The sequence below is a fragment of the Pseudomonas sp. KK18 genome, from assembly GCF_037094675.1.
Classification (GTDB): domain Bacteria; phylum Pseudomonadota; class Gammaproteobacteria; order Pseudomonadales; family Pseudomonadaceae; genus Aquipseudomonas.
Genome location: NZ_CP146605.1, coordinates 5,837,496 through 5,858,907 on the forward strand (window position 1 = coordinate 5,837,496; position 21,412 = coordinate 5,858,907).

The 21,412-nt window shown below is 61.1% G+C and carries 19 protein-coding genes; 10 read left to right on the forward strand and 9 right to left on the reverse strand.

From position 1 onward, the window contains the following. The first annotated feature begins 169 nt into the window (after positions 1-169). The gene (locus V6607_RS26470; RefSeq protein WP_008435511.1) at positions 170-571 is read left to right on the forward strand and encodes a YbaN family protein; all 402 of its coding nucleotides are present in this window, start codon (positions 170-172) and stop codon (positions 569-571) included. A gap of 123 nt (positions 572-694) precedes the next feature. Then, on the forward strand, positions 695-2,833 hold the full coding sequence (locus V6607_RS26475) for a methyl-accepting chemotaxis protein (RefSeq protein WP_134327245.1): 2,139 nt from the start codon (positions 695-697) through the stop codon (positions 2,831-2,833). A 149-nt stretch (positions 2,834-2,982) separates the two neighbouring features. Here the strand turns inward: V6607_RS26475 and V6607_RS26480 are convergent, their stop codons facing one another. Next, complete coding sequence (locus V6607_RS26480) at positions 2,983-3,546, reverse strand: NAD(P)H nitroreductase (RefSeq protein ID WP_003214103.1); 564 nt, start codon at positions 3,544-3,546, stop codon at positions 2,983-2,985. Positions 3,547-3,685: 139 nt separating this feature from the next. Between V6607_RS26480 and V6607_RS26485 the strand changes: the two genes are divergently transcribed. Genes V6607_RS26485 through V6607_RS26495 form a run of 3 tightly spaced genes read left to right on the forward strand, consistent with a single transcriptional unit; the run spans position 3,686 to position 7,309 of the window. Further along, on the forward strand, positions 3,686-5,113 hold the full coding sequence (locus V6607_RS26485) for a di-heme oxidoredictase family protein (protein WP_134327246.1): 1,428 nt from the start codon (positions 3,686-3,688) through the stop codon (positions 5,111-5,113). Positions 5,114-5,144: 31 nt separating this feature from the next. Then, positions 5,145-6,209: an imelysin family protein gene (locus tag V6607_RS26490; protein ID WP_076017468.1), complete on the forward strand. Its 1,065-nt coding sequence runs from the start codon at positions 5,145-5,147 to the stop codon at positions 6,207-6,209. Positions 6,210-6,211: 2 nt separating this feature from the next. Beyond that, entirely contained in the window at positions 6,212-7,309 is a 1,098-nt protein-coding gene (locus tag V6607_RS26495; protein ID WP_134327698.1) for a DUF1513 domain-containing protein, read from the forward strand. 917 nt (positions 7,310-8,226) lie between these two features. On the opposite strand, the gene V6607_RS26500 is transcribed toward V6607_RS26495, so the two are convergent. The 5 genes from V6607_RS26500 to colR form a co-directional block, all read right to left on the reverse strand. Next, complete coding sequence (locus tag V6607_RS26500) at positions 8,227-8,457, reverse strand: hypothetical protein (protein ID WP_008433604.1); 231 nt, start codon at positions 8,455-8,457, stop codon at positions 8,227-8,229. Continuing rightward, the gene (locus V6607_RS26505) at positions 8,457-9,173 is read right to left on the reverse strand and encodes a lipopolysaccharide kinase InaA family protein (protein ID WP_134327248.1); all 717 of its coding nucleotides are present in this window, start codon (positions 9,171-9,173) and stop codon (positions 8,457-8,459) included. The genes V6607_RS26500 and V6607_RS26505 overlap by 1 nt, the downstream gene beginning before the upstream one ends. Before the next feature lie 4 nt (positions 9,174-9,177). Continuing rightward, positions 9,178-9,858: a class I SAM-dependent methyltransferase gene (locus V6607_RS26510; protein WP_008433602.1), complete on the reverse strand. Its 681-nt coding sequence runs from the start codon at positions 9,856-9,858 to the stop codon at positions 9,178-9,180. Between the two features lie 188 nt (positions 9,859-10,046). After that, positions 10,047-11,327, reverse strand: coding sequence for a HAMP domain-containing sensor histidine kinase (locus V6607_RS26515; protein ID WP_008433601.1), 1,281 nt, complete (start codon positions 11,325-11,327; stop codon positions 10,047-10,049). Then, positions 11,317-12,000, reverse strand: a complete 684-nt coding sequence (colR, locus tag V6607_RS26520) for a two-component system response regulator ColR (protein WP_003208587.1) — start codon at positions 11,998-12,000, stop codon at positions 11,317-11,319. The genes V6607_RS26515 and colR overlap by 11 nt, the downstream gene beginning before the upstream one ends. A gap of 201 nt (positions 12,001-12,201) precedes the next feature. Here colR and V6607_RS26525 point away from each other — a divergent pair, with 201 nt between their 5' ends. The 5 genes from V6607_RS26525 to V6607_RS26545 all read left to right on the forward strand — a co-directional run bounded on the left by V6607_RS26525 (position 12,202) and on the right by V6607_RS26545 (position 18,519). Then, the gene (locus tag V6607_RS26525) at positions 12,202-14,151 is read left to right on the forward strand and encodes an LTA synthase family protein (protein ID WP_134327249.1); all 1,950 of its coding nucleotides are present in this window, start codon (positions 12,202-12,204) and stop codon (positions 14,149-14,151) included. Positions 14,152-14,205: 54 nt separating this feature from the next. Next, on the forward strand, positions 14,206-14,949 hold the full coding sequence (locus V6607_RS26530; RefSeq protein WP_134327250.1) for a phosphatase PAP2 family protein: 744 nt from the start codon (positions 14,206-14,208) through the stop codon (positions 14,947-14,949). A 73-nt stretch (positions 14,950-15,022) separates the two neighbouring features. Continuing rightward, positions 15,023-15,721 (forward strand): response regulator transcription factor, encoded by a 699-nt coding sequence (locus V6607_RS26535; RefSeq protein ID WP_003208592.1) that lies wholly within the window; start codon positions 15,023-15,025, stop codon positions 15,719-15,721. After that, a complete protein-coding gene (locus tag V6607_RS26540; RefSeq protein WP_134327251.1) occupies positions 15,711-17,006 on the forward strand; it encodes an ATP-binding protein in 1,296 nt (431 codons plus the stop codon). Before V6607_RS26535 ends, V6607_RS26540 begins: the two co-directional genes overlap by 11 nt. Before the next feature lie 85 nt (positions 17,007-17,091). Beyond that, positions 17,092-18,519, forward strand: coding sequence for a glycosyl hydrolase family 8 (locus tag V6607_RS26545; RefSeq protein WP_134327252.1), 1,428 nt, complete (start codon positions 17,092-17,094; stop codon positions 18,517-18,519). Positions 18,520-18,650: 131 nt separating this feature from the next. On the opposite strand, the gene groL is transcribed toward V6607_RS26545, so the two are convergent. The 3 genes from groL to V6607_RS26560 form a co-directional block, all read right to left on the reverse strand. Further along, a complete protein-coding gene (gene groL / locus V6607_RS26550) occupies positions 18,651-20,294 on the reverse strand; it encodes a chaperonin GroEL (protein WP_003208597.1) in 1,644 nt (547 codons plus the stop codon). Positions 20,295-20,344: 50 nt separating this feature from the next. Further along, the gene (locus V6607_RS26555) at positions 20,345-20,641 is read right to left on the reverse strand and encodes a co-chaperone GroES (protein WP_003208599.1); all 297 of its coding nucleotides are present in this window, start codon (positions 20,639-20,641) and stop codon (positions 20,345-20,347) included. A 250-nt stretch (positions 20,642-20,891) separates the two neighbouring features. Beyond that, positions 20,892-21,368, reverse strand: a complete 477-nt coding sequence (locus V6607_RS26560) for an FxsA family protein (RefSeq protein WP_003208601.1) — start codon at positions 21,366-21,368, stop codon at positions 20,892-20,894. Positions 21,369-21,412 lie beyond the last annotated feature (44 nt).

Below are 21,412 nucleotides of genomic sequence, written 5' to 3' on the forward strand. Positions count from 1 at the left end.
TCCCTGATTGGAATGCAATCAAATGTGGGAGCGGGCTTGCTCGCGAATGCGGTGGATCAGTCAATATATCTGGTGACTGAACCACCGCATTCGCGAGCAAGCCCGCTCCCACATTTTGATCCGGTTTCACTTTGAATCCTTCGTAAATCCATCCATGCAAACCGCACCCATGACCGGCAAAACCCAATCCTCATCCAAAATCGCCCGCGTCCTGTTCGGCCTGCTGGCCTACGTCAGCCTGGGCATCGGCTTGATTGCGATTGTGGTACCGGGCTTGCCCACCACCGAGTTCATCCTGCTGGCCGCCTGGGCCGCCACCAAAAGCTCGCCGCGCCTGAGTGCCTGGCTGGAAAACCACCGGCTGTTCGGGCCGATCCTGTTCAATTGGCGCAATGGCAAGATCATCGCCCGCCGGGCCAAAGTCAGCGCCACCGTGAGCATGCTGCTGTGCGCCGGCCTGATGCTGGTGATGCTCGACCACGGCTGGCCGATCTACCTGGCCATCGCCGGAATGAGCATGGGCAACCTGTGGATCTGGTCGCGACCGGAACGTCTCCCGCAACCCACCTGACACCCTGACTACCGCTCATCGGCTCCCGCTCATGAACTGCCGGCCCAAGCCGATGTTCCGGGCATAGCGCCGAATGGACTCGCGTGAGCTTGCATACTAATAAGTCCATTCGCGGGTACTTCTATGTTCGACACCCTCTCCATTCGCTTGAAAATCGTGCTGTTGTCCGGTCTGTGCCTGCTGGGGGTGATTGCCCTTGTTGTGGGCATGAACCTTTACCAGACCAGCCAGAACGATCAACTGATCAGCGATTCAAGCTCGCGAATGCTCACCGACAGTGTGCAGAACCTGCTGCAGGCCAAGGCCGCCGAGCAAGCGGTGCAACTGCAAAAAACCTTCGGTGAAAGCCTGTTGGTGGTGACGGCCCTGGCCGACCAGATCAAGGACCTGCGCACTCTGGCCGGCAAGCGCTCGTTGGATGCCGGGGCCCTGCGTGAAGAACTCAACCACAGCCTGAAAACCGCCTTCGACCGCAACACCAAGGTGCTCGGCATCTGGCTGTCGTTCGAGCCCAACGCCCTCGATGGCAAAGACAGTGAATTCGTCAATGATGCCGCCCGTGTGTCCAACGAAAAAGGCCGCTTTTCCAGCTACTGGAGCCGCGCTGGCGGTGAAGGCCTGAACACCGTGATGGTCGAGGATGACCTGACCAAGACCACCCTCAACCTCAGCGGCACGCCCTACAACATCTGGTACACCTGCCCACGAGACACAAAAAACACCTGCCTGCTGGACCCGTATGAAGACACCGTAGCCGGCAAGCCGGTGTTGATGACCACCATTTCCCTGCCGCTGCTGGTCGACGGCAAAGTGATCGGCGTGGTCGGTGTGGACCTCGCCCTCAACGCCCTGCAAGCGGCGACCGATGCGGTGCAGAAAGAGCTGTTCGACGGCGCCGGGCACCTGGAGATCATCTCCAGCACCGGGCTGATCGCCGGCTACAGCGGTGAACCCGCCAAAGTCGGCAAAAACCTGATCGACACCCTTGGCGCCGAAGGCAAGGAAATCGTGCAGCTGTTGGCCAGCGATACCCGCAAGATCCGCGAGGAAGACGGCACGATTCGCGCCGTGTACCCGGTCAAACCGATTGCCGACGCCAAATCCTGGGGCGTGGTAATCAAACTGCCCAAACAAGTGCTGCTGGCAGACTCGCTCAAACTCCAGGCGGTGCTCGACAAGGCCCAGGCCAGTGGCACCGTCAAGGCGTTGCTGGTAGGCGCAGCCGCAGGGCTGCTGGGCCTGTTGCTGATCTGGCTGACCGCCACCGGCGTGACCCGGCCGATCAACAGCGTGGCCGCCATGCTCAAGGAAATCGCCAGCGGCGACGGCGACCTCACCCAGCGCCTGGCCTACGGTAAAAAAGATGAACTGGGGGAACTGGTGAACTGGTTCAACCGCTTCCTCGACAAGCTGCAGCCGACCATCGCGCAGATCAAGCAAAGCATCACCGAAGCCCGTGGCACCGCCGACCAGTCCTCGGCAATCGCGCGCCAGACCAGCGAAGGCATGCAGGTGCAGTTCCGTGAGATCGACCAGGTGGCCACCGCCTCGAATGAAATGAGCGCCACCGCCCACGACGTGGCCAACAGCGCCTCCAACGCCGCCAGCGCGGCCCGCGGCGCCGACCAGTCAGCCCGCGAAGGCATGCAGATCATTGAACGCAGCACCCGCGACATCACCACCCTGGCCGAAGAAGTCAGCAAGGCCGTGACCGAAGTCGAAGCCCTGGCGGTGAACAGCGAGCAGATCGGCTCGGTACTGGAAGTGATCCGCAGCATCGCCGAACAGACCAACCTGCTGGCCCTGAACGCTGCGATTGAAGCGGCGCGAGCCGGGGAAAGCGGGCGCGGTTTTGCGGTGGTGGCCGACGAGGTGCGCAACCTGGCCAAGCGCACCCAGGATTCAGTGGAGGAGATTCGCCTGGTGATCGAACGCATCCAGACTGGCACCCGTGGAGTGGTGGCGACCATGCATTCGAGCCAGACCCAGGCGCAGAACAACGCCGGGCAGATTCATCAGGCGGTGCAGGCCCTGGGCAAGATCAGCGATGCAGTGACGGTGATCAGCGACATGAACCTGCAAATCGCCAGCGCTGCCGAGCAGCAGAGTGCGGTGGCCGAAGAGGTCAACCGCAATGTCTCGGCAATCCGCACAGTGACCGAAACCCTGACCGGCCAGGCCACCGAATCGGCGGCCATCAGCAGCCAGCTCAATGCCCTGGCCAGCCAGCAGATGAAGCTGATGGATCAGTTTCGGGTTTGACCCGGGCTTGAAGCCAGTAAGCACCCAATGTGGGAGCGGGCTTGCTCGCGAATACGGTGGATCAGTCGGTACATGTATTGACTGACACACCGCATTCGCGAGCAAGCCCGCTCCCACACAAGCCCGTCCACATTTAGAGTCGCGGTGCCTTATTGACCCGTCCAGGCCGCCACAAACGGCGCGAGGTCTTCTTTCGGGGCCGTACGCGGCGGGTTTTGTGGGGTGCCCAGGTAGAGGAAGCCAATCACTTCCTCATCCGCCTTCAGCCCGAGGCCTTTGGCGACATGGGCCGAGTACGACAACTCACCGGTGCGCCACACCGCGCCGATCCCCTGGGCGTACGCCGCCAGCAGAATCCCGTGAGCCGCACAGGCCGCCGCCAGCAGCTGCTCGGATTTTGGCACTTTGAAATGTTCTTGCAGGCGGGCAATCACCACCACCACCAACGGCGCCCGCAGCGGGCCGTTCTGCGCCTTGTCGATCGCGGCCTGGGGCGCGTCGGCGTCCTGCAGGCGGGCGGCTTCGGCCAGCAGGGTGCCCATGCGCTCACGTGCCGCACCCTCCACCGTCAGGAAGCGCCAAGGGCGCAGTTGGCCGTGGTCGGGCGCGCGCATGGCAGCGGCGAACAGCAGGTCGCGCTGCTCCTGGGTCGGTGCCGGGTCCAGCAGTCGCGGCACGGAAACACGGTTGAGCAAAGCGTCGAGAGCCTGCATTGGCCACCTCCAGAGAAAAATGTGCGGTCATTCTAGCGGGAATGAATCGGATACCACCAAACGATAATTGCTCTTATTCAATCCGCCCTGCCCTGTTAGACTTTGCGGCCTTATTTTCAGCCTACGTTCAGGAAGACTGATGTCCCGTTCGCCCCTTCGCCTGTCTGCACTGTTGATGGCCTTGAGCCTGAGTGCCTGCGATGACGCCCCGCGATTCACCAAGGCCGAGCCTGGTGAAGCGCGTGCCGGTGGCGCGACCACGGTGAGGAAGACCGACCAGAACGCCTTCTCCCTGCCCTCGGCCAACCTGTCGCCCACCCGGCGCCTGGACTTCAGCGTCGGCAACAGTTTCTTTCGCAGCCCCTGGGTGATTGCCCCGTCCACCACCACTGCCCGCGACGGGCTGGGCCCGCTGTTCAATACCAATGCCTGCCAGAACTGCCATATCAAGGATGGCCGTGGGCATCCGCCATTGCCCGATGCGCCCAACGCGGTGTCGATGCTGGTACGCCTGTCGATTCCCGATGCACCGCCCTATGTGAAGGTCATCGAGCAACTGGGTGTAGTCCCCGAGCCGGTCTACGGTGGGCAATTGCAGGACATGGCCGTGCCCGGCGTCGCCCCGGAGGGCAAGGTGCGGGTCGACTACACGCCGGTCAACGTCCGCTTCAAGGACGGCACCGTGGTCGAATTGCGCAAGCCTGCCCTGCAAATCACCCAGCTCGGTTATGGGCCGATGCACCCCGACACGCGCTTCTCGGCGCGGGTTGCACCGCCGATGATCGGCCTGGGGCTGCTCGAAGCGATCCCCGACGCCGACATCCTGCGCAACACCGACCCGAAAACCGCCGACAAGGAAGCCATTGTCGGGCGGGCGAATTGGGTCTGGGACGACGCGCAACACAAGACCGTACTCGGTCGATTTGGCTGGAAAGCCGGGCAACCGAACCTCAATCAACAAAATGTTCACGCGTTCTCTGGTGATATGGGCCTGACCACCTCCCTGAGACCGTTCGATGACTGCACCGATGCACAAGTGGCCTGCAAACAGGCGCCCAACGGCAATGGCCCGGATGGCGAGCCTGAGGTCAGCGACAACATCCTGCGCCTGGTGCTGTTCTACACCCGCAACCTGGCCGTCCCCGCCCGCCGCGACGTCAACGCACCGCAAGTGCTGGCCGGGAAAAACCTGTTCTACCAGGCCGGTTGCCAGGGCTGCCACACCCCGCAATTCACCACGGCGCCCATCGCCGCCGAACCTGAATTGGCTAACCAGGTGATTCGCCCCTACAGCGACTTGCTGCTGCACGACATGGGCGACGGCCTCGCCGACAACCGCAGCGAATTCAAAGCCAGTGGCCGCGACTGGCGCACGCCGCCGTTGTGGGGCATTGGCCTGACGCAAGCCGTCAGTGGCCACACCCAGTTCTTGCATGACGGCCGCGCCCGCAACCTGATGGAGGCCGTGCTGTGGCACGGCGGTGAAGCCCAGGCGGCGCAGCAGCATGTGTTGTCGTTCAATGCCGAGCAGCGCGCCGCGTTGCTGGCATTTCTGAATTCTTTATAAGCTTTGTCCTAATTACAGAAGGGAGCTCGACATGTTCCGTCCCAAGTTGTTGTTCACCAGCCTGGCCGCCCTCGCCCTCGGTGCGTGCTCGCCCCAGGATCCGCAAGCGGTGACCTCGGCGGCCATCGCCAAGCAAGTGATCCTGCCGACCTACAGCCGCTGGGTTGAAGCCGACCGCCAACTGGCCGTCAGCGCCCTGGCCTACTGCCAGGGCAAGGAAAGCCTGGAGACCGCCCGCGCCGACTTCCTGCACGCGCAAAAGGCCTGGGCCGAGTTGCAACCGCTGCTGATCGGCCCGCTGGCCGAGGGCAACCGCTCGTGGCAGGTGCAGTTCTGGCCGGACAAGAAAAACCTGGTGGGTCGTCAAGTCGAGCAACTGGTGACCGCCCAACCACAGATCGACGCCGCCGCCCTGGCCAAATCCAGCGTCGTGGTGCAGGGCCTGTCGGCCTACGAATACATCCTCTACGACGCCAAGACCGATCTGGCGGACGAGACGCAAAAAGCCCGCTACTGCCCGTTGCTGGTAGCCATCGGCGAGCGCCAGAAACTGCTGGCCGAAGAAATCCTGTCGAGCTGGAACAGCACCGACGGCATGCTGGCGCAGATGACCAAGTTTCCTAACCAGCGCTACGCCGATTCCCACGAAGCCATCGCCGACCTGCTGCGGGTTCAAGTGACTGCGCTGGACACCCTGAAGAAAAAACTCGGCACCCCGATGGGCCGCCAGACCAAGGGCATCCCGCAACCGTTCCAGGCCGATGCGTGGCGCAGCCAGTCGTCCCTGCAAAGCCTGGAAGCCAGCCTGGCTGCCGCCCAGACCGTCTGGGTCGGCGTCGACAACAAAGGCTTGCGCGGCCTGCTGCCTGCCGATCAAAAGCCGTTGGCTGACAAGATCGACGCCGCGTATGCCGCGTCCCTGAAACTGTTCGCCAGCAATCAGCGCTCGCTGAACGAACTGCTGGGCGACGATGCCGGGCGCCAGCAACTCAACGACATCTACGACAGCCTCAACGTGGTCCACCGCCTGCACGAAGGCGAACTGGCCAAGGCGCTGGGCATCCAACTGGGCTTTAACGCCAACGACGGTGACTGATGATGCTCAGGCGACAGGCTTTGGCCCTCGGCAGCGTGCTGCTCAGCGCAATTACCCTGGGTGGCTGGACGCTGTTCAAGCAGAAGGGCAAAAGCCCGCTACTGCTCTCAGCGCGCGATGACGGTGATGGCAAGCACTACGCCGTCGGCTTCCACCTGGACGGCAAACAAGTGTTTGCGACCCAGGTTGGCCAACGTTGCCACGACATCATCAACCACCCGACATTGCCGATTGCACTGTTTGTCGCCCGCCGGCCGGGCACCGAGAGCTACCTGATCGACTTGCGTGACGGGGCGCTGCTGCAGACCATTACGTCCAACGCCAATCGCCACTTTTATGGGCATGCGGTGGTGCACAAGGATGGCGAGTGGTTGTATGCCACGGAGAACGACACGTCCGATCCGGGTCGCGGCTTGCTTGGGGTGTATCGGTTCGAAGGTGAGCGGTTGGTGCACACCGGGGAGATTTCTACCCATGGGATTGGGCCGCACCAGGTGTCGTGGATGCCTGATGGCGAGACGCTGGTGGTGGCTAACGGCGGGATTCGCACTGAGGCTGAGAGCCGGGTGGAGATGAACCTGAATGCCATGGAGCCGAGCCTGGTCCTGATGAAGCGCGACGGGACGCTGTTGAGCAAGGAGACCCTGGGCCAGCAGATGAACAGTGTGCGGCATATGGGGATTGCCAGCGACGGGACGATCCTCGCGGGGCAGCAGTTCATGGGGGCGTCTCATGAGCGGTCGGAGTTGCTGGCGATCAAGCGACCGGGGCAGGCGTTTGTGGCGTTTCCGGTGGCGGATGAGCAGCTGCAGGCCATGGGGCATTACACGGCCAGCGTTGCGGTGCACAGTGAGTTGCGGCTGGTGGCGTTGACGGCGCCACGGGGGAATCGATTCTTTATCTGGAACATGGACAGCGCGCAGTTGCTGCTGGACGGGCCGTTGCCGGATTGTGCCGGGGTGGGTGCGGTGGCTGATGGGTTTGTGGTGACTTCCGGGCAGGGCCGTTGCCGGTTTTATGATTGTCGGCAGGTGCCGTTGGTGGGCAAGCCGCTGGAGTTGCCGGCGGGGCTTTGGGATAACCATCTGCATCTGGTTTGATTGGGGGCTGATTGGGGGCATATCCGTTGCTGCGGTTATGGCTGCTATTGGTTCCGCTCTTACAGCGGCTCACTTTTGAAAAGCGCAAAAGTAAGCAAAACGCTCTTGCCCCACCACTCGGCTCCTCGCTTAGGCCCGGAGTGCCCTCACTCCGGCATTACTCCGCGGGCCGCCGCGACGGGGCGTCCCTGCCCCGTCGCGGCTAAACCGGCGTCCTGCCGGTTTACCCGCTCCGTAATACCTGCGTTCGGCCAGCGTGGTTTAACGGGGCGCCCAAGATCAAGATCAAAAGCAGATCAACAGCACAGCGGCCTACCGGCCGGCTTGAGTGTTGAAGAGCAAAATCAAAAGCTAAAGCGGGCACGGTGCACTGTAGGAGCTGGCTTGCCTGCGATGGCATCAACTGGGTGTACCTGATGCACCGAGGTGTCTGCATCGCAGGCAAGCCAGCTCCCACAGAAAAGCAGATCTGCATTCGCTCTGGCTTTTGATCTGGCTGTTAAACACTCAAGCCGGCCGGTAGGCCGCTGTGCTCTGCTTTTGATCTGCTTTTGATTTTGATCTGCGGGCCCCGTCAACCACGATGGCCGCAAGCAGGCACGGTGGAGCGGGTAAATCGGCAAGGATGCCGATTTAGCCGCGCCGGGCCATGGATGGCCCGTCGCGGCGGCCCGCGGAGCCGTGCCGGAGTGCGGGCATGCCGAGCCTAGGCGAGGCACCGAGTGGTGGGGCAAAGACCTTTTGGTTACTTTTGGGGCGTTTGCCAAAAGTGACCCGCTGTAAGAGCGGAACCATAAGCCGCCGTTACCGCAGCAACGGATATGTACTCGATCAACCAACCAACCAACCAACCCAAAACCCAAGCCCAAATAAAAGGCCTCGAACTAGCGAGGCCTTTTATTTGGGCTTCAATCTCTTCAACTCTGTGGCCTCATCCCTTGGGACATCCCAAACATGAACAACAACAACTCATGATCAGGCTTGGCCGCGACACCGACCTTGGCGATCCGCGGCATCGGGCATTGCTGCCCGACACCCTGCACCGCACTGAGAACTTGTGTCCGGGGCTGCTCCCAGGCAGCCAGGGCCAGGGCAGCTATGCCCAAAGCCCCCAACAGAAACAAACCTCGTGCAATTTCTAGCTTCATTACGTTAAACCCTTGATAGCGCTGCCAAACGCCGTCTCGTAAAAGTAGCTCAGTTTTTGCCAGTCCGTAGCATTCCACGACGAATGGCGACGCAACTGCAACATGTCATGCCGGGCCGCCCGCATAGCCGTCAAGCGCTGCCGGCACTTCTCGAAATCCAGCAACGCCACCTCAACCTTCGCCGCGTCACCCTCACCCGTCACCCGCACAAAGATATGCTTGATATACAGGCAACCATGCTGCCAACGCCCCTTGTGCATCCGCGCCAACGTACCAGCCAGTTCCTTGAGCAAACGCTCATGCACCAACTCGCCATACTGCTCACGACCACCGGCGGCGTACCAGTTTTCGATCTCGTCGAAACCGTCCAGCGACGCCGTGACCAACAACGCCTTCCATTGGTGCTCAGGATCGCGACGGGCCTCGCAGAACACCAACTCCGGCACGCGTACATCCAGTAAACGCAGGCCCTTCAGGGCATCACGCTCACGCAACACAGTGGGGCGCCCAAACGGATGGAGCCAACTGCGGTAGATATGGCCCGTCTGGCGCTTGCTATAGAGCAAACGCCCATGGGTGCCCGTCACCCGTTGCACACCACTTTCACCGCCGCGACGACGATTGGGCTCTTCGACCCACTCGCCCTGCTGGCGCCAGAAATAATCAAATCGCTCCTCGGGAGCTACTTCACTACCTGGTAAACACTCGACAGCCATCCTGTTACCTCTTGCGCAATACATACACTCGCCACATGGCGTAGAGCGGTATGAAGTCCAGGGATTCCTGAACACGGAAACCGGCTTGCTCAAACTCTGCCTCAACAGTAGCAGCCGGTAACACGAACCGATTTTGGTAACCTTCCTGCTCACCCTTGTTGCGACGCCGCACTTCGGCACGCTTGCGTTTCCACGCCTTGAAGTTGCCGTCCACCCACAGCGAGATAATCACGCTGTCTCGGGTAACACGCTGAAATTCGCGCAGTATTGCCAGCCTGTGCTCGGGGTCACCAATGTGGTGCATCAAGCGCATGCAGAAAATACTGTCGACCGCGTTATCTGGCAAATCGATATCAAAGGCAGACGTTTGCAAGGGGCGTACCCGTTTCACCACATCCGCCGGTTGGGCGACGGTGGCAATCTTCAACATCGACGCGGAGTTGTCGGCACCGATGATCACGCGGTTGGGCTTTTCGGCCAGCAACGGCCAGAAACGCCCGGCACCACATGGCAGGTCCAGCACCAGGCCAGGCTCACCGGCCATGGCCAGCGCACCACGGGCCAATTGCTCGTCGCGTTTGTGGGACAACCGGCGAGCCAGATTGTCCTGATGTTTGAGTAAATAATTCTGCGCGTGCTGATCGTCGTACTTTTCGGAAAATTCGAGCTTGATCGGGGTAGGCATCACCGGGTCTCCAGTTACTGATGCCTACAACCTTAAAAAGAATCCTGTGATCAACAGGTCAACACGTTGTGAAAAACTTGTCCTGTCGAATCGTATACATTACAAAACTTTGCAGACACAAGTCGTGGCATGGTGCCATCTTCGGCGAAAATCAAGAAGTCTGCCGCAGCTTAGCGGCAGGGCAGGCATCAGGCTTTGACCTGACTCAATTCGACGTGAAAGCGGCAGCCGTTGGGCTCCATGGTGCTGAGGCTGACGCTCCAACCCTGGTTCTCGCAGATGCGCTGAACCAAGGACAAACCCAGGCCAAGGCCTTCACCGCGCTTTTCACTGCCACGCACAAACGGTTCGAACATCGCTTCGCGCTTGTCCTCGGGAATGCCCACGCCAGTGTCTTCCACCACAAAACCGCTCGGTTCCAGGGTAAGGCGGATCAAGCCATGCTCGGTGTAGTGCAGGGCATTACGCAACAGGTTGCCCATGACCGCGTGCAGGAAGGTCGCGTTGTAGCGGGTATCCAGTGGATTGCCCGGTTGATAGATCAGCTCAAGGCCTTTGCGCTCGATCGGCTCACGCCAGATCCCCAGCAAGTCCTCGGCCACCTGGGCCAGGTTGGCCTGGGGCGACATGCCGGCCTCCTCGCGCTGGGCACGGGCCAGCATCAGGAAGGTCTGCACCAGTTCGCGCATTTCTTCACAGGCCCGCGCAATGCGCTCGACCTGCTTGCGGCCGCGCTGGTCAATCGCGGGGTTCTCCAGCAACAGTTCGCAGGAGCTGGCGAGCACCATCAGCGGGGTGCGCAATTCGTGGCTCACGTCACTGGTAAACAGCTGCTCCCGGGACAACGCCTGGCGCAAGCGGCCCAGGGTTGCATCGAAGGCCACGGCCAGTTCACCGACTTCATCGGCCGCATAATCCGGCGCCAGCGGGGGTGCCAGGCCAAGTAATTGGTCGCGATGCCGCACCTGGCGGGCCAGGCGTACGACCGGCGCCATTACCTTGCGCGCCAGTACCCAACCGAGAAATACCGCCAGCGCCAGGCTGAGTACAAACCCCACCAGCACGACAGCAAACAGCACGCGCTCGCGTTCTTCAAAATCGCTCTGGTCTTGCAGCAGGACATAACGGCGACCGTCAACGATTTCGACCATTGCGTGGTAGGAAAGCTGTTCGCGGAACACCTCGTGAAAACCGGCGTCGAGGTGGCGCAAGTCCTTGGGCAGTTCAAAATCGCCGGGGCCGCCGCTGAAGTAGAACAACTGGTCGGGCTCGGGGCGATGGCTCCAGTCCTCGACGCTGTCCATCAGCAGCAGCCGTTGCAAGTCACCGCCCAGGCCTGCCGATATGAGTTTTTCTTCCACCAGGTGCACCGTAGCGACGATGCCCATGGCGAAGGCCCCCGCCACCAGCGCGCTCATCAAGGCGAAGGCGATGATGATCCGTTGGGCAAGGCTTTGCTTAAACTCCATCACGACCCTCGGCCAGGCGATAACCCACACCGTGCACCGTTTGCAGCAACGGCTTGGCGAAGGGTTTATCAATCACCTGACGCAGTTGATGGACATGGCTGCGCAGGCTGTCGCTGTCCGGGCAGTCATCACCCCACAAGGCTTCTTCGAGAATCTCACGGCGCAATACATGCGGGCTTTTCTGCATCAGCACCGCCAGCAGCTTCAGGCCGACCGGGTTGAGCTTGAGCAGGCGCCCTTCGCGGGTGACTTCCAGGGTATCGAGGTCGTAGTTCAGGTCACCCACCTGCAAGGCACGGCGCCCGCCGCCCTGGGCACGACGCAGCACTGCTTCGATACGCGCGGCCAGCTCCGACAGCGCAAACGGCTTGAGCAGGTAGTCATCGGCGCCGGACTTGAAGCCCTGCAGCCGGTCATCCAGCTGGTCGCGGGCGGTGAGCATGATCACCGGCGTGTCCCGGCGCGCGTCTTCACGCAGGCGTTTGCACAGGGTGTAGCCATCAATGCCAGGCAGCATGATGTCGAGCACGATCAGGTCGTAATGTTCGGTGGCAGCCAGGTGCAGGCCCGACAAACCGTCCTGCGCACAGTCTACGGTGTAGCCCTTCAGCCCCAGGTAATCGGCCAGGTTGGCCAGAATATCGCGGTTGTCTTCAACCAATAAAATTCGCATGGGCAGTGTCTCCGTACGCGGTAACGGCCGTGTTGGCTCGCGCAGCTTAAGGCCAAGTATGGCTCACGGCTAGGCCTGAAGGCCGCGCCGATTACTGTTTTCAACCGATTGCGAGACTTAACGAGTTTTTCACTATAGGTTCACAACCTGACTACAGTGTCAGCGCGAAGATCGCGCCCATCGAAAATAAGGAACATTGACATGGGTTTTCCCAAAACAGCGCCAATGCGCTATTTGCTGTTGGTAACCGGTGCCTGGCTGGTGGTTTTTCTACTGACCCGCAGCGTGCTGCTGGTAACCCATCTGGATGAAGTGAGCGGTAACCTGCTGCCGGTATTCGGCGTGGGCCTGCTCTATGACCTCGGCTTCCTCGCCTATGCCGCCCTGCCCCTGGGCCTGTATTTGCTGCTGTGCCCGCCAGGCTTGTGGCGCCGTCGCGGCCATCGCTGGTTCCTGCAGGCGGTACTCACCGTCAGCCTGTTCGCCATGCTTTTCACCAGCGTGGCCGAATGGCTGTTCTGGGACGAGTTCGGCGTGCGCTTCAACTTTATTGCCGTGGATTACCTGGTCTACTCCAAGGAAGTGCTGAACAACCTGCTGGAGTCGTATCCGATCGGTAAGCTGCTGAGTCTGCTGGCCGTGATGGCGATCGTCTTGAGCGTGGCCTTGCGTAAACCGTTCAACGCGGCCATGGACGCGCCGTTGCCTGCGATGCGCAAGCGTCTGCTCAGTGCCCTTGGCCTGTTGCTGGTGGCCGGCCTGAGCCTGCAACTGATCAACCAGGACAGCCCGCGCAGCCAGGGCGGTAACGCCTACAACAACGAATTGGCCAGCAACGGCCCCTATCAGTTCTTCGCCGCTTTCCGTAACAACGAACTGGACTACACCCAGTTCTACAAGAGCCTGCCGGCGGATGTAGTCGCCAAGCAGTTGCGCGCCGAACTCAGCGAGCCCAACGCACGGTTTATCGGCACGGATCCGCTGGATATCCGTCGCGCCATTACCAACCCGGGCACGCTGCGCAAACCCAACATCGTGCTGGTGACCATCGAAAGCTTCAGTGCCAAGTACATGGGCAGCAACGGCGACCCGAATAACCTCACGCCCAACCTCGATGCGCTGCGCAAACAGAGCCTGTACTTCAATAACTTCTACGCCACCGGCACTCGCACCGACCGCGGCCTGGAAGCCATCACCCTGGCCATCCCGCCGACGCCCGGGCGCTCCATCGTCAAGCGTATCGGCCGGGAAAGCGGTTTCGGCAGCCTCGGCCAGCAGCTCAACGCCATCGGCTACGACAGCGTGTTTGTCTACGGCGGCCGGGGCTACTTCGACAACATGAACGCGTTTTTCAGCGGCAACGGTTACCGCGTGGTCGACCAGAGCAGCGTGCCCGAATCCGAAATCAGCTTTAAAAACGCCTGGGGCATGGCCGACGAAGACCTCTATAAACAGACGCTGAAACTGGCGGACGCCGACTACGCCAAGCAGCAACCATTCCTGCTGCAACTGATGACCACCTCCAACCACCGTCCGTATACCTACCCGGCTGGCCGCATTGATATCAAATCCGGTGACGGTCGCGACGGCGCGGTGAAGTACACCGACCATGCCATCGGCCAGTTCCTGGAGGCGGCGCGCCAGAAACCCTGGTTCGACAACACGATCTTTATTTTCGTCGCCGACCACACGGCGGGCAGCGCCGGCAAGGAAGACCTGCCGATGGTCAACTACCAGATCCCGCTGTTCATCTACGCACCCAAGCTGGTAGAAGCCGGCGAGAACGCGAAGCTGGCCAGCCAGATCGACCTCGCCCCGACCCTGCTGGGCTTGCTGAACCTGAGCTACGAGTCGACGTTCTTTGGCCGCAACCTGCTGCAAGACAACCCGCTGCCGCCACGGGTAGTGGTCGGCAATTACCAGTACCTGGGGTTGTTCGACGGCAAGGACCTGGCGATTCTCAGCCCGCGCCAAGGCTTGCGTCGGCATGACCAGGCCCTGGGCGACAGCCACGAAATCCGCGTTGGCAGCGATGACCCGTTGATCCAGCGGGCCATCACCTACTACCAGGGCGCCAGTTATGGCTACAAGCAACAGTTGCTGAGCTGGAGGGTGCCCAAGGACGAGGTTCCCCAAGTGAGTACACGCTAACCAAAATGCCCCGGCCAGGTCTGACCGGGGCTTTTTTTAGAGTCTGAGTTCGCCATGCACGCAATCGCTGTTCGTCCGTTATCCCAACCCCTCAACTTCTGGCTGTGCCTCGGTGTGCCTGCCGTTCTGGCGGTGGCCATGTTGCTGCTGGAGCTGACGTCGCTGGACATGGACATCGCCAGGCTGTTCTACGACGCGTCCGAAGGCGGCTTCGTGGGCCGGCACAGTTTTTTTCTGGAGGACATTCTTCACGATCGCGCCAAGCAGATGGTGATCGTGTTTTCGGTGCTGGCAATCGCCGGGTTTGCCGGGGCCTTTGTCTTTGAGCGACTCAAACCCTATCGCCGGGAACTGGGCTGCCTGGTGCTGTCGCTGGCACTGGCCACCTCGTTCGTTTCACCGTTGAAGACGGTGACCGGGGTGCAATGCCCGTGGAGCGTCAAGGAGTTTGGCGGCCAGGAGACGTACAGCGAACTGCTGAGCCCCAGGCCGCCGACCGACAAGCCTGGCCGTTGCTGGCCGGGCGGGCATGCGGCGACCGGGTTCGCGCTGTTTGCGTTGTTTTTTGCCCTGAGGGATCGCCGACCGCGGATGGCGCGCTCGGCGTTCCTGTTTGCGCTGGGCCTGGGCACGGTGCTTTCGGTGAGCCGCACGATGCAAGGGGCGCACTTTCTTTCCCACAACGTGTGGACGGCAATTTTCAGCTGGCTGATTTGTTTGGGCGCCTATTACTTCCTGCTGTACCGGCCGGTGAAAACACCGCAGCCCGCCTTCCGCAAGCAGCCCGTGATGCCGTGATGAACAGCCCTTGCCTAGCCGGGGGCAAGGGCGCAACACTCTGCGCACTTTTTGGCAACGATCCTGCTGAGCCATGTCCGATACCCTGTTGCTGATCGAAGACGACCTGCCCCTGGCGGCACTGACGGCCGAGTTCCTGCGCGCCGAAGGCTTTAGCGTTGCAGTGGAACACCGTGGCGACCGCGCCGCCCAGCGTATCCAGGATGAACAGCCGGCACTGTTGATCCTCGATGTGATGCTGCCGGGCATCGACGGTTTTACCCTGTGCCGACAGATTCGCGACCACTACCCCGGGCTGATCCTGATGATGACGGCCCTGGACGAGAACGCCGAACAATTGGTGGGGTTTGCCGCCGGGGCCGACGACTACGTGGTCAAGCCGATCGACCCGCAACTGTTGCTGGCAAGGATCCGCTCGCTGCTGCGCCGCCATCCCCAGGCCCCCCGCAGTTACTACCAGTGGGGCGCTTTTCGGCTGGACCTGAACAACCACTTCGCCTGGCTTGGCGAGGCGCCCTTGCAGTTTTCGGTGGCCGAATTCGAGTTGCTCGCCATCTTTGCCCGCCATTGCGGCGTATTGCTCACCCGGGAAAAACTGCTCCAGCGCCTGCGCGGCCTGGAGTACGACGGGCTGAACCGGTCGATTGATATGCGGGTGTCGCGCTTGCGCAAAAAACTGATGAGCCTTGAGTGCCCCGTGACCATCCAGACCATCACGGCGCAGGGATACCTGTTCGTCGAAATCCCGACGGGGAGCCAGCATGCTGTCTAAAGTTCGCCCGTGGATGGCCATCGCGGCCGGCACCAGCTGGGCCGCCCTCACTTTTTACCTGTTGTGGTTGTGCACGAACGCTGCGGTGTTTATCGGCGACTACAGTTTCCTGCGCCTGATGGCCGGGCCGGGTTATCTGGTTGCCGAGCAACTCAAGGCCTTGCCCGCCGAACAAAGGGAGGCGCGCATCGAGTCACTGCAAGCACGCTTTCAGTACCCGGTGAGCCTGGTGAAAAAGGATGATATCGAGCTGCCGCCTGAAGCTATTGTGATGCTCGACCACCATCAGCCGGCGCAGAACAGTGATGAGGACGTCACCTACTTCCCGCTGGACGATGACACGGTGATTCAATTCGGTCCCTTGTGGGGAACTGCCGAAGTGAAGGACCTGCTGCAATATCCGGTGTACTGGGTGACCGCCTGTGTCGCCGGCCTGCCGGTACTGCTGTTTCTCTGGATTGCCCTGCGTGCCCGGCGCAAATACACCCATGACCTCGATGCCCTTAATGCCTGCATTGCTACCCTCGCCCGCTCGCCCAACACGCTGCTGCCCGCGATGAGCCAGGAGTGGGCGCCGCTGCTGCTGACCTTGCAACGGCATGCGCTGGATATCAGCTCGATGGGCGAACGCCACCGGGAGGTTTCCCAGGCGGTGTCCCACGAACTGCGCACACCCCTGGCGCGGATGCGTTTTGCCCTGGCACTGCTGAGTAAAAGCGCCGACCTCGACACCCGCACCCGCCTGCAAGAGCGCCTGCACACCGATATCGAAGAGCTGGAGTCGCTGGTTCGCGCCAGCCTCGCCTTTGCCCGGCTGGCCGATGCACCCAGCGACCTGCAGCATGAGCCAATCAATCTCCATGCCTGGCTGCAGCAGGAGTTTGCCCTGCTGGACGGGCACCATCGCTTGCTGACCCTGGACACCGACCCGGCCGACCTGGAACTGATCGGCGACCGCGCCTTGCTGCATCTGATCGTGCGCAACCTGTTAAGCAACGCCATTAACTACGCCCGCGAACGGGTGAACGTCAGCGCTGCGTGCCAGGGCCAGCACCTGGTGCTGCATGTGGATGATGACGGCCCGGGCGTACTGCCGGAAAACCGCGAAAAGATCTTCGAACCCTTCGTGCGCCTGGCCATGGGCGGCGACGAGCCCAGCGGGTTTGGCCTGGGCCTGGCGCTGGCCAAGCGCGCCACCCATTGGCACCGTGGGGAACTGTCGATCACCCGCAGCCCGTTGGGCGGCGCACGCCTGACCCTGACCCTGGCGCTGCGCCCGGGTTAGGCTGTTACAGCCTGTGACAGTGGAACATCCACGCTGCCGCTAACCTCGCGACCTTGCCCTTTGGATCAGGTTGGAGAGTCAGCTCATGCGTCACCCTAGACGGCATCTGCCCACGCTGCTGTTATCACTGTGCATGGCCGCCGGTTCATGGTCAGGCGGCGTTGCGGCCCAGAATGTCCACGCGCCCTACTACCCCGGCACCATCCTGCCCAATCGCCAGCCCCAGGCGACCATGGATCAACAACTGGTCACGTTCTACAAGGACTGGAAGGCGGTTTACCTGTCGGGGGAATGCGGCAGCGGCCGGTATTTCATCAAGGTCAACGCCGACCACAAATCCGTGGGTGGTGGCGCCGCGCCCAACACCATCACGGTGTCCGAGGCCCATGGCTACGGCATGCTGCTTACTGTGATGATGGCCGACTACGATGACCAGGCCCAACGGACTTTCGACGGCATGGTGCGCTACTTCCAGGATCACCCGGCAGCGTCCGATCCCGGCTTGATGGCCTGGAACCAGACCGAGGGATGCGGCGACTCCACCGATCCTTTCCGTGGCGACGTCAGTGCCACCGATGGCGACCTGGACATCGCCTACGCCCTGCTGCTGGCCGATCAGAAATGGGGCAGCGAGGGCACCATTGACTATCGCAGCGAGGCCAACACGGTGATGGCGGCGATCATGAAACACGAGGTGCACCCCAGGACTCAGCACCTGATGCTCGGCGACTGGGCCGGTACCGACGGTGACGCAGAGCTTGAGTACACCACCCGCAGCTCGGACTTCATGCAGTCGCACCTCTACAGCTTTTTCACCATGACCGGGGACAAGCGCTGGCAGGCGGTGCGCGACAAGACCTATTCGATCATCAGTGACTTTACCCAACGGTACAGCGCCAACAGCGGGCTGGTGCCGGACTTCATCAGCCACCTGGACACCTCGATCACCCCGGCGCGGCCCGATCTGGTGGAAGGCCCATACGACGGCAGCTATTCGTGGAACGCGGCCCGCTACCCGTGGCGCATCGGCCTGGATTACCTGATGTACGGTGACCCGCGTGCGCTGTACACCTTGACCACCTTCAACCGCTGGGCACGCGCCACCACCCACGATGAGCCGGGCAACTTCAACAGTGGCTACCGAATCGACGGCAGTGCGATCGAGGAAGCGCAGAATGAGCCAGCCTTTGTGGCGGCGCTCGGGGTCAGCGCAATGATCAACCCCGACAATCAGCTGTGGCTCAATAACCTTTGGGACAACCTGCAACGCCGGTCCATCCGTGACCATGACTATTACGGCAATACCCTCAAACTGCTGGGCATGGTGGTCATGTCCGGCCATTGGGAGCGGCCCCAACCGGCGCCCCTCAAAAAAACCGCACACGTGCCTGTCCATCCGTCATCCGGCTCTGCGGCACCGGGACCCGTGGCATCTTTGCCGCCCGCCTCGCACCTGATGCTGGCTCGCGGCTTCATGTTCAAGAAACTGCTGGGGCGTCGCGGCGTCAGCTGAGGCGTGCGCGTAAAGAGAGACGCGGAGCGTCCCTGGCGGCATTCCCACGCAGAGCGTGGGAACGATCAGCATAAAAAAACCCCGCCTGCATCGCTGCAGGCGGGGTTTTTCAGTATCGGGGTAAGGCTGGCTTACATCATGCCGCCCATGCCGCCCATACCGCCCATGTCTGGCATACCGCCGCCAGCTGGAGCATCTTCTTTGATCTCGGCGATCATTGCTTCAGTGGTGATCATCAAGCTGGCAATCGACGAAGCCGCTTGCAGAGCCGAACGAGTCACTTTAGCCGGGTCCAGGATGCCCATTTCGATCATGTCGCCGTATTCGCCGGTAGCAGCGTTGTAACCGAAGTTACCCGAACCCTGCTTGACCTTGTCGACCACTACGCTTGGCTCGTCGCCGGAGTTGGCAACGATCTGGCGCAGAGGTGCTTCAACAGCACGACGCAGCAGAGCGATACCGACGTCTTGGTCAGCGTTGTCGCCTTTGAGCTCGGAGATAGCCTGCAGGGCACGAACCAGCGCCACGCCACCGCCAGGTACCACGCCTTCTTCAACGGCTGCACGGGTAGCGTGCAGGGCGTCTTCAACGCGGGCTTTCTTCTCTTTCATTTCAACTTCGGAACCCGCGCCAACCTTGATCACTGCAACGCCGCCGGACAGCTTGGCCAGACGCTCTTGCAGTTTTTCACGGTCGTAGTCGGAAGTGGTATCAGCCACTTGAGCGCGGATCTGGGTAACACGTGCCTGGATGTCAGCTTCAACACCAGCACCGTCGATCACGGTGGTGTTTTCCTTGGTCACGGTGACGCGCTTGGCATTACCCAGGTGTTCCAGGGTAGCGCTTTCCAGGCTCAGGCCGATCTCTTCGGAGATAACGGTACCGCCAGTCAAAACAGCGATGTCCTGCAGCATTGCCTTGCGACGATCGCCGAAACCAGGTGCCTTGACAGCAACCACTTTCACGATACCGCGCATGTTGTTCACAACCAGAGTCGCCAGGGCTTCGCCTTCAACGTCTTCGGAAACGATCAGCAGTGGGCGGCCGGCCTTGGCAACAGCTTCCAGAACTGGCAGCAGTTCACGGATGTTGGAGATCTTCTTGTCAACCAGCAGGATCAGCGGGCCGTCGAGCTCGGCGGTCATGGTGTCTGGCTTGTTGACGAAGTACGGGGACAGGTAGCCACGGTCGAACTGCATGCCTTCAACAACCGACAGTTCGTTTTCCAGGCCCGAGCCTTCTTCAACGGTGATCACGCCTTCTTTACCGACTTTTTCCATGGCTTCGGCAATGATGTCGCCGATGGAGCTGTCGGAGTTGGCCGAGATAGTGCCGACCTGAGCGATTGCCTTGGTGTCAGCGCATGGCTTGGACAGGGACTTCAGCTCTTTGACAATGGCGATGGTCGCCTTGTCGATGCCGCGTTTCAGGTCCATCGGGTTCATGCCGGCAGCGACGGCTTTCAGGCCTTCGTTGACGATCGACTGAGCCAGGACGGTCGCGGTGGTGGTGCCGTCGCCTGCGTCATCGTTGGCACGGGAGGCAACGTCTTTGACCAGCTGCGCGCCCATGTTTTCGAAGCGATCTTTCAGCTCGATTTCTTTGGCGACGGAAACGCCGTCCTTGGTGATGGTCGGAGCGCCGAAGCTCTTCTCGATGATCACGTTACGGCCTTTAGGGCCCAGGGTCGCTTTTACTGCGTCAGCCAGGACGTTCACACCGGCGAGCATTTTCTTACGGGCGGAATCGCCGAATTTAACTTCTTTAGCAGCCATGATCGATATTCCTTAAATACTTTGTAGTAACGGGAAGATGAGCGGGGAAATCAGCCTTCCAGAACAGCGAGAATCTCGTTCTCAGCCATTACCAGCAGGTCTTCGCCGTCGATTTTCACAGTGTTGCTGCCGGAGTAAGGGCCGAAAACAACCTTGTCACCCACTTTCACAGCCAGCGCACGTACTTCACCGTTTTCCAGGGTCTTGCCTGGGCCAGCAGCGAGAATCACACCGTGGTTGGCTTTCTCAGCAGCCGAACCTGGCAGCACGATACCGCCAGCGGTTTTCTTTTCTTCTTCACTGCGACGGATGACGACGCGGTCATGCAGAGGACGAAGCTTGCTCATTGTCGATCTCTCCTAATTGTGTTTTTCATCGGCCGGTGTCAATTCCGGCTAGTTAAATTCCGGCGGTGCCGGTCGCGGTTCGCGGCGCGAAACGCGGAAGTCTGTCTGGTGTCGCCACCAGAAACCTTGCGGTGACCGTTACATAAGGGCGCATAAGCTTATTACAAGGGTACCGAGATGAAAATTTTTGTGTCGGGGGGGCGTCTTCAAAAGCCGCACGGCACCCGCGGGTGCCGTGCCAGTGAGGAGATTACTTGGGGTCGCGGTGTTCGAACTCACCTTCGATCACGTCACCTTCGCGCCCCAGGGGCTGGCGCGGGGCCGGGCCACCACGGGGTTGCAGGTCATCGGCAAAGGCGCGCTGGCGAATGGCAGCCTCTTCGGCACGCTGGCGCATCTTGCCCGCCAGCACTTTGCGAGTGAATGGCAGCAACATCACCAGGCCAACCACATCGCTGATAAAGCCCGGCAGGATCAGCAGGCCACCGGCCAATGCCATCATCAGGCCTTCGAGCATGGTCTGGGCCGGCAGCTCGCCGCGATTCAGGCTTTCACGGGCACGCAGCGCCGTGGCCAGGCCGGCGACGCGCAGCACCAGTACGCCGAGCATCGAGCCGAGAATGATCAGCAGCAGCGCCGGGAAAAACCCGATTGCCCCGCTGACTTGTACGAATACGAACAGCTCAAGCACCGGAAACAACAAAAAGAGCAACAAAAAAGGGCGCATCAAATGGTTCCTCAACGCAAGAATGCCTTGCTACTCCACCTTAG

Bases quoted from the DNA above. Each gene is read 5' to 3' on its own strand.
- V6607_RS26470 (WP_008435511.1), top strand. From the start codon at position 170: ATGACCGGCAAAACCCAATCCTCATCCAAAATCGCCCGCGTCCTGTTC.
- V6607_RS26475 (WP_134327245.1), top strand. From the start codon at position 695: ATGTTCGACACCCTCTCCATTCGCTTGAAAATCGTGCTGTTGTCCGGT.
- V6607_RS26480 (WP_003214103.1), bottom strand. From the start codon at position 3,546: ATGCAGGCTCTCGACGCTTTGCTCAACCGTGTTTCCGTGCCGCGACTG.
- V6607_RS26485 (WP_134327246.1), top strand. From the start codon at position 3,686: ATGTCCCGTTCGCCCCTTCGCCTGTCTGCACTGTTGATGGCCTTGAGC.
- V6607_RS26490 (WP_076017468.1), top strand. From the start codon at position 5,145: ATGTTCCGTCCCAAGTTGTTGTTCACCAGCCTGGCCGCCCTCGCCCTC.
- V6607_RS26495 (WP_134327698.1), top strand. From the start codon at position 6,212: ATGCTCAGGCGACAGGCTTTGGCCCTCGGCAGCGTGCTGCTCAGCGCA.
- V6607_RS26500 (WP_008433604.1), bottom strand. From the start codon at position 8,457: ATGAAGCTAGAAATTGCACGAGGTTTGTTTCTGTTGGGGGCTTTGGGC.
- V6607_RS26505 (WP_134327248.1), bottom strand. From the start codon at position 9,173: ATGGCTGTCGAGTGTTTACCAGGTAGTGAAGTAGCTCCCGAGGAGCGA.
- V6607_RS26510 (WP_008433602.1), bottom strand. From the start codon at position 9,858: ATGCCTACCCCGATCAAGCTCGAATTTTCCGAAAAGTACGACGATCAG.
- V6607_RS26515 (WP_008433601.1), bottom strand. From the start codon at position 11,327: ATGGAGTTTAAGCAAAGCCTTGCCCAACGGATCATCATCGCCTTCGCC.
- colR (WP_003208587.1), bottom strand. From the start codon at position 12,000: ATGCGAATTTTATTGGTTGAAGACAACCGCGATATTCTGGCCAACCTG.
- V6607_RS26525 (WP_134327249.1), top strand. From the start codon at position 12,202: ATGGGTTTTCCCAAAACAGCGCCAATGCGCTATTTGCTGTTGGTAACC.
- V6607_RS26530 (WP_134327250.1), top strand. From the start codon at position 14,206: ATGCACGCAATCGCTGTTCGTCCGTTATCCCAACCCCTCAACTTCTGG.
- V6607_RS26535 (WP_003208592.1), top strand. From the start codon at position 15,023: ATGTCCGATACCCTGTTGCTGATCGAAGACGACCTGCCCCTGGCGGCA.
- V6607_RS26540 (WP_134327251.1), top strand. From the start codon at position 15,711: ATGCTGTCTAAAGTTCGCCCGTGGATGGCCATCGCGGCCGGCACCAGC.
- V6607_RS26545 (WP_134327252.1), top strand. From the start codon at position 17,092: ATGCGTCACCCTAGACGGCATCTGCCCACGCTGCTGTTATCACTGTGC.
- groL (WP_003208597.1), bottom strand. From the start codon at position 20,294: ATGGCTGCTAAAGAAGTTAAATTCGGCGATTCCGCCCGTAAGAAAATG.
- V6607_RS26555 (WP_003208599.1), bottom strand. From the start codon at position 20,641: ATGAGCAAGCTTCGTCCTCTGCATGACCGCGTCGTCATCCGTCGCAGT.
- V6607_RS26560 (WP_003208601.1), bottom strand. From the start codon at position 21,368: ATGCGCCCTTTTTTGTTGCTCTTTTTGTTGTTTCCGGTGCTTGAGCTG.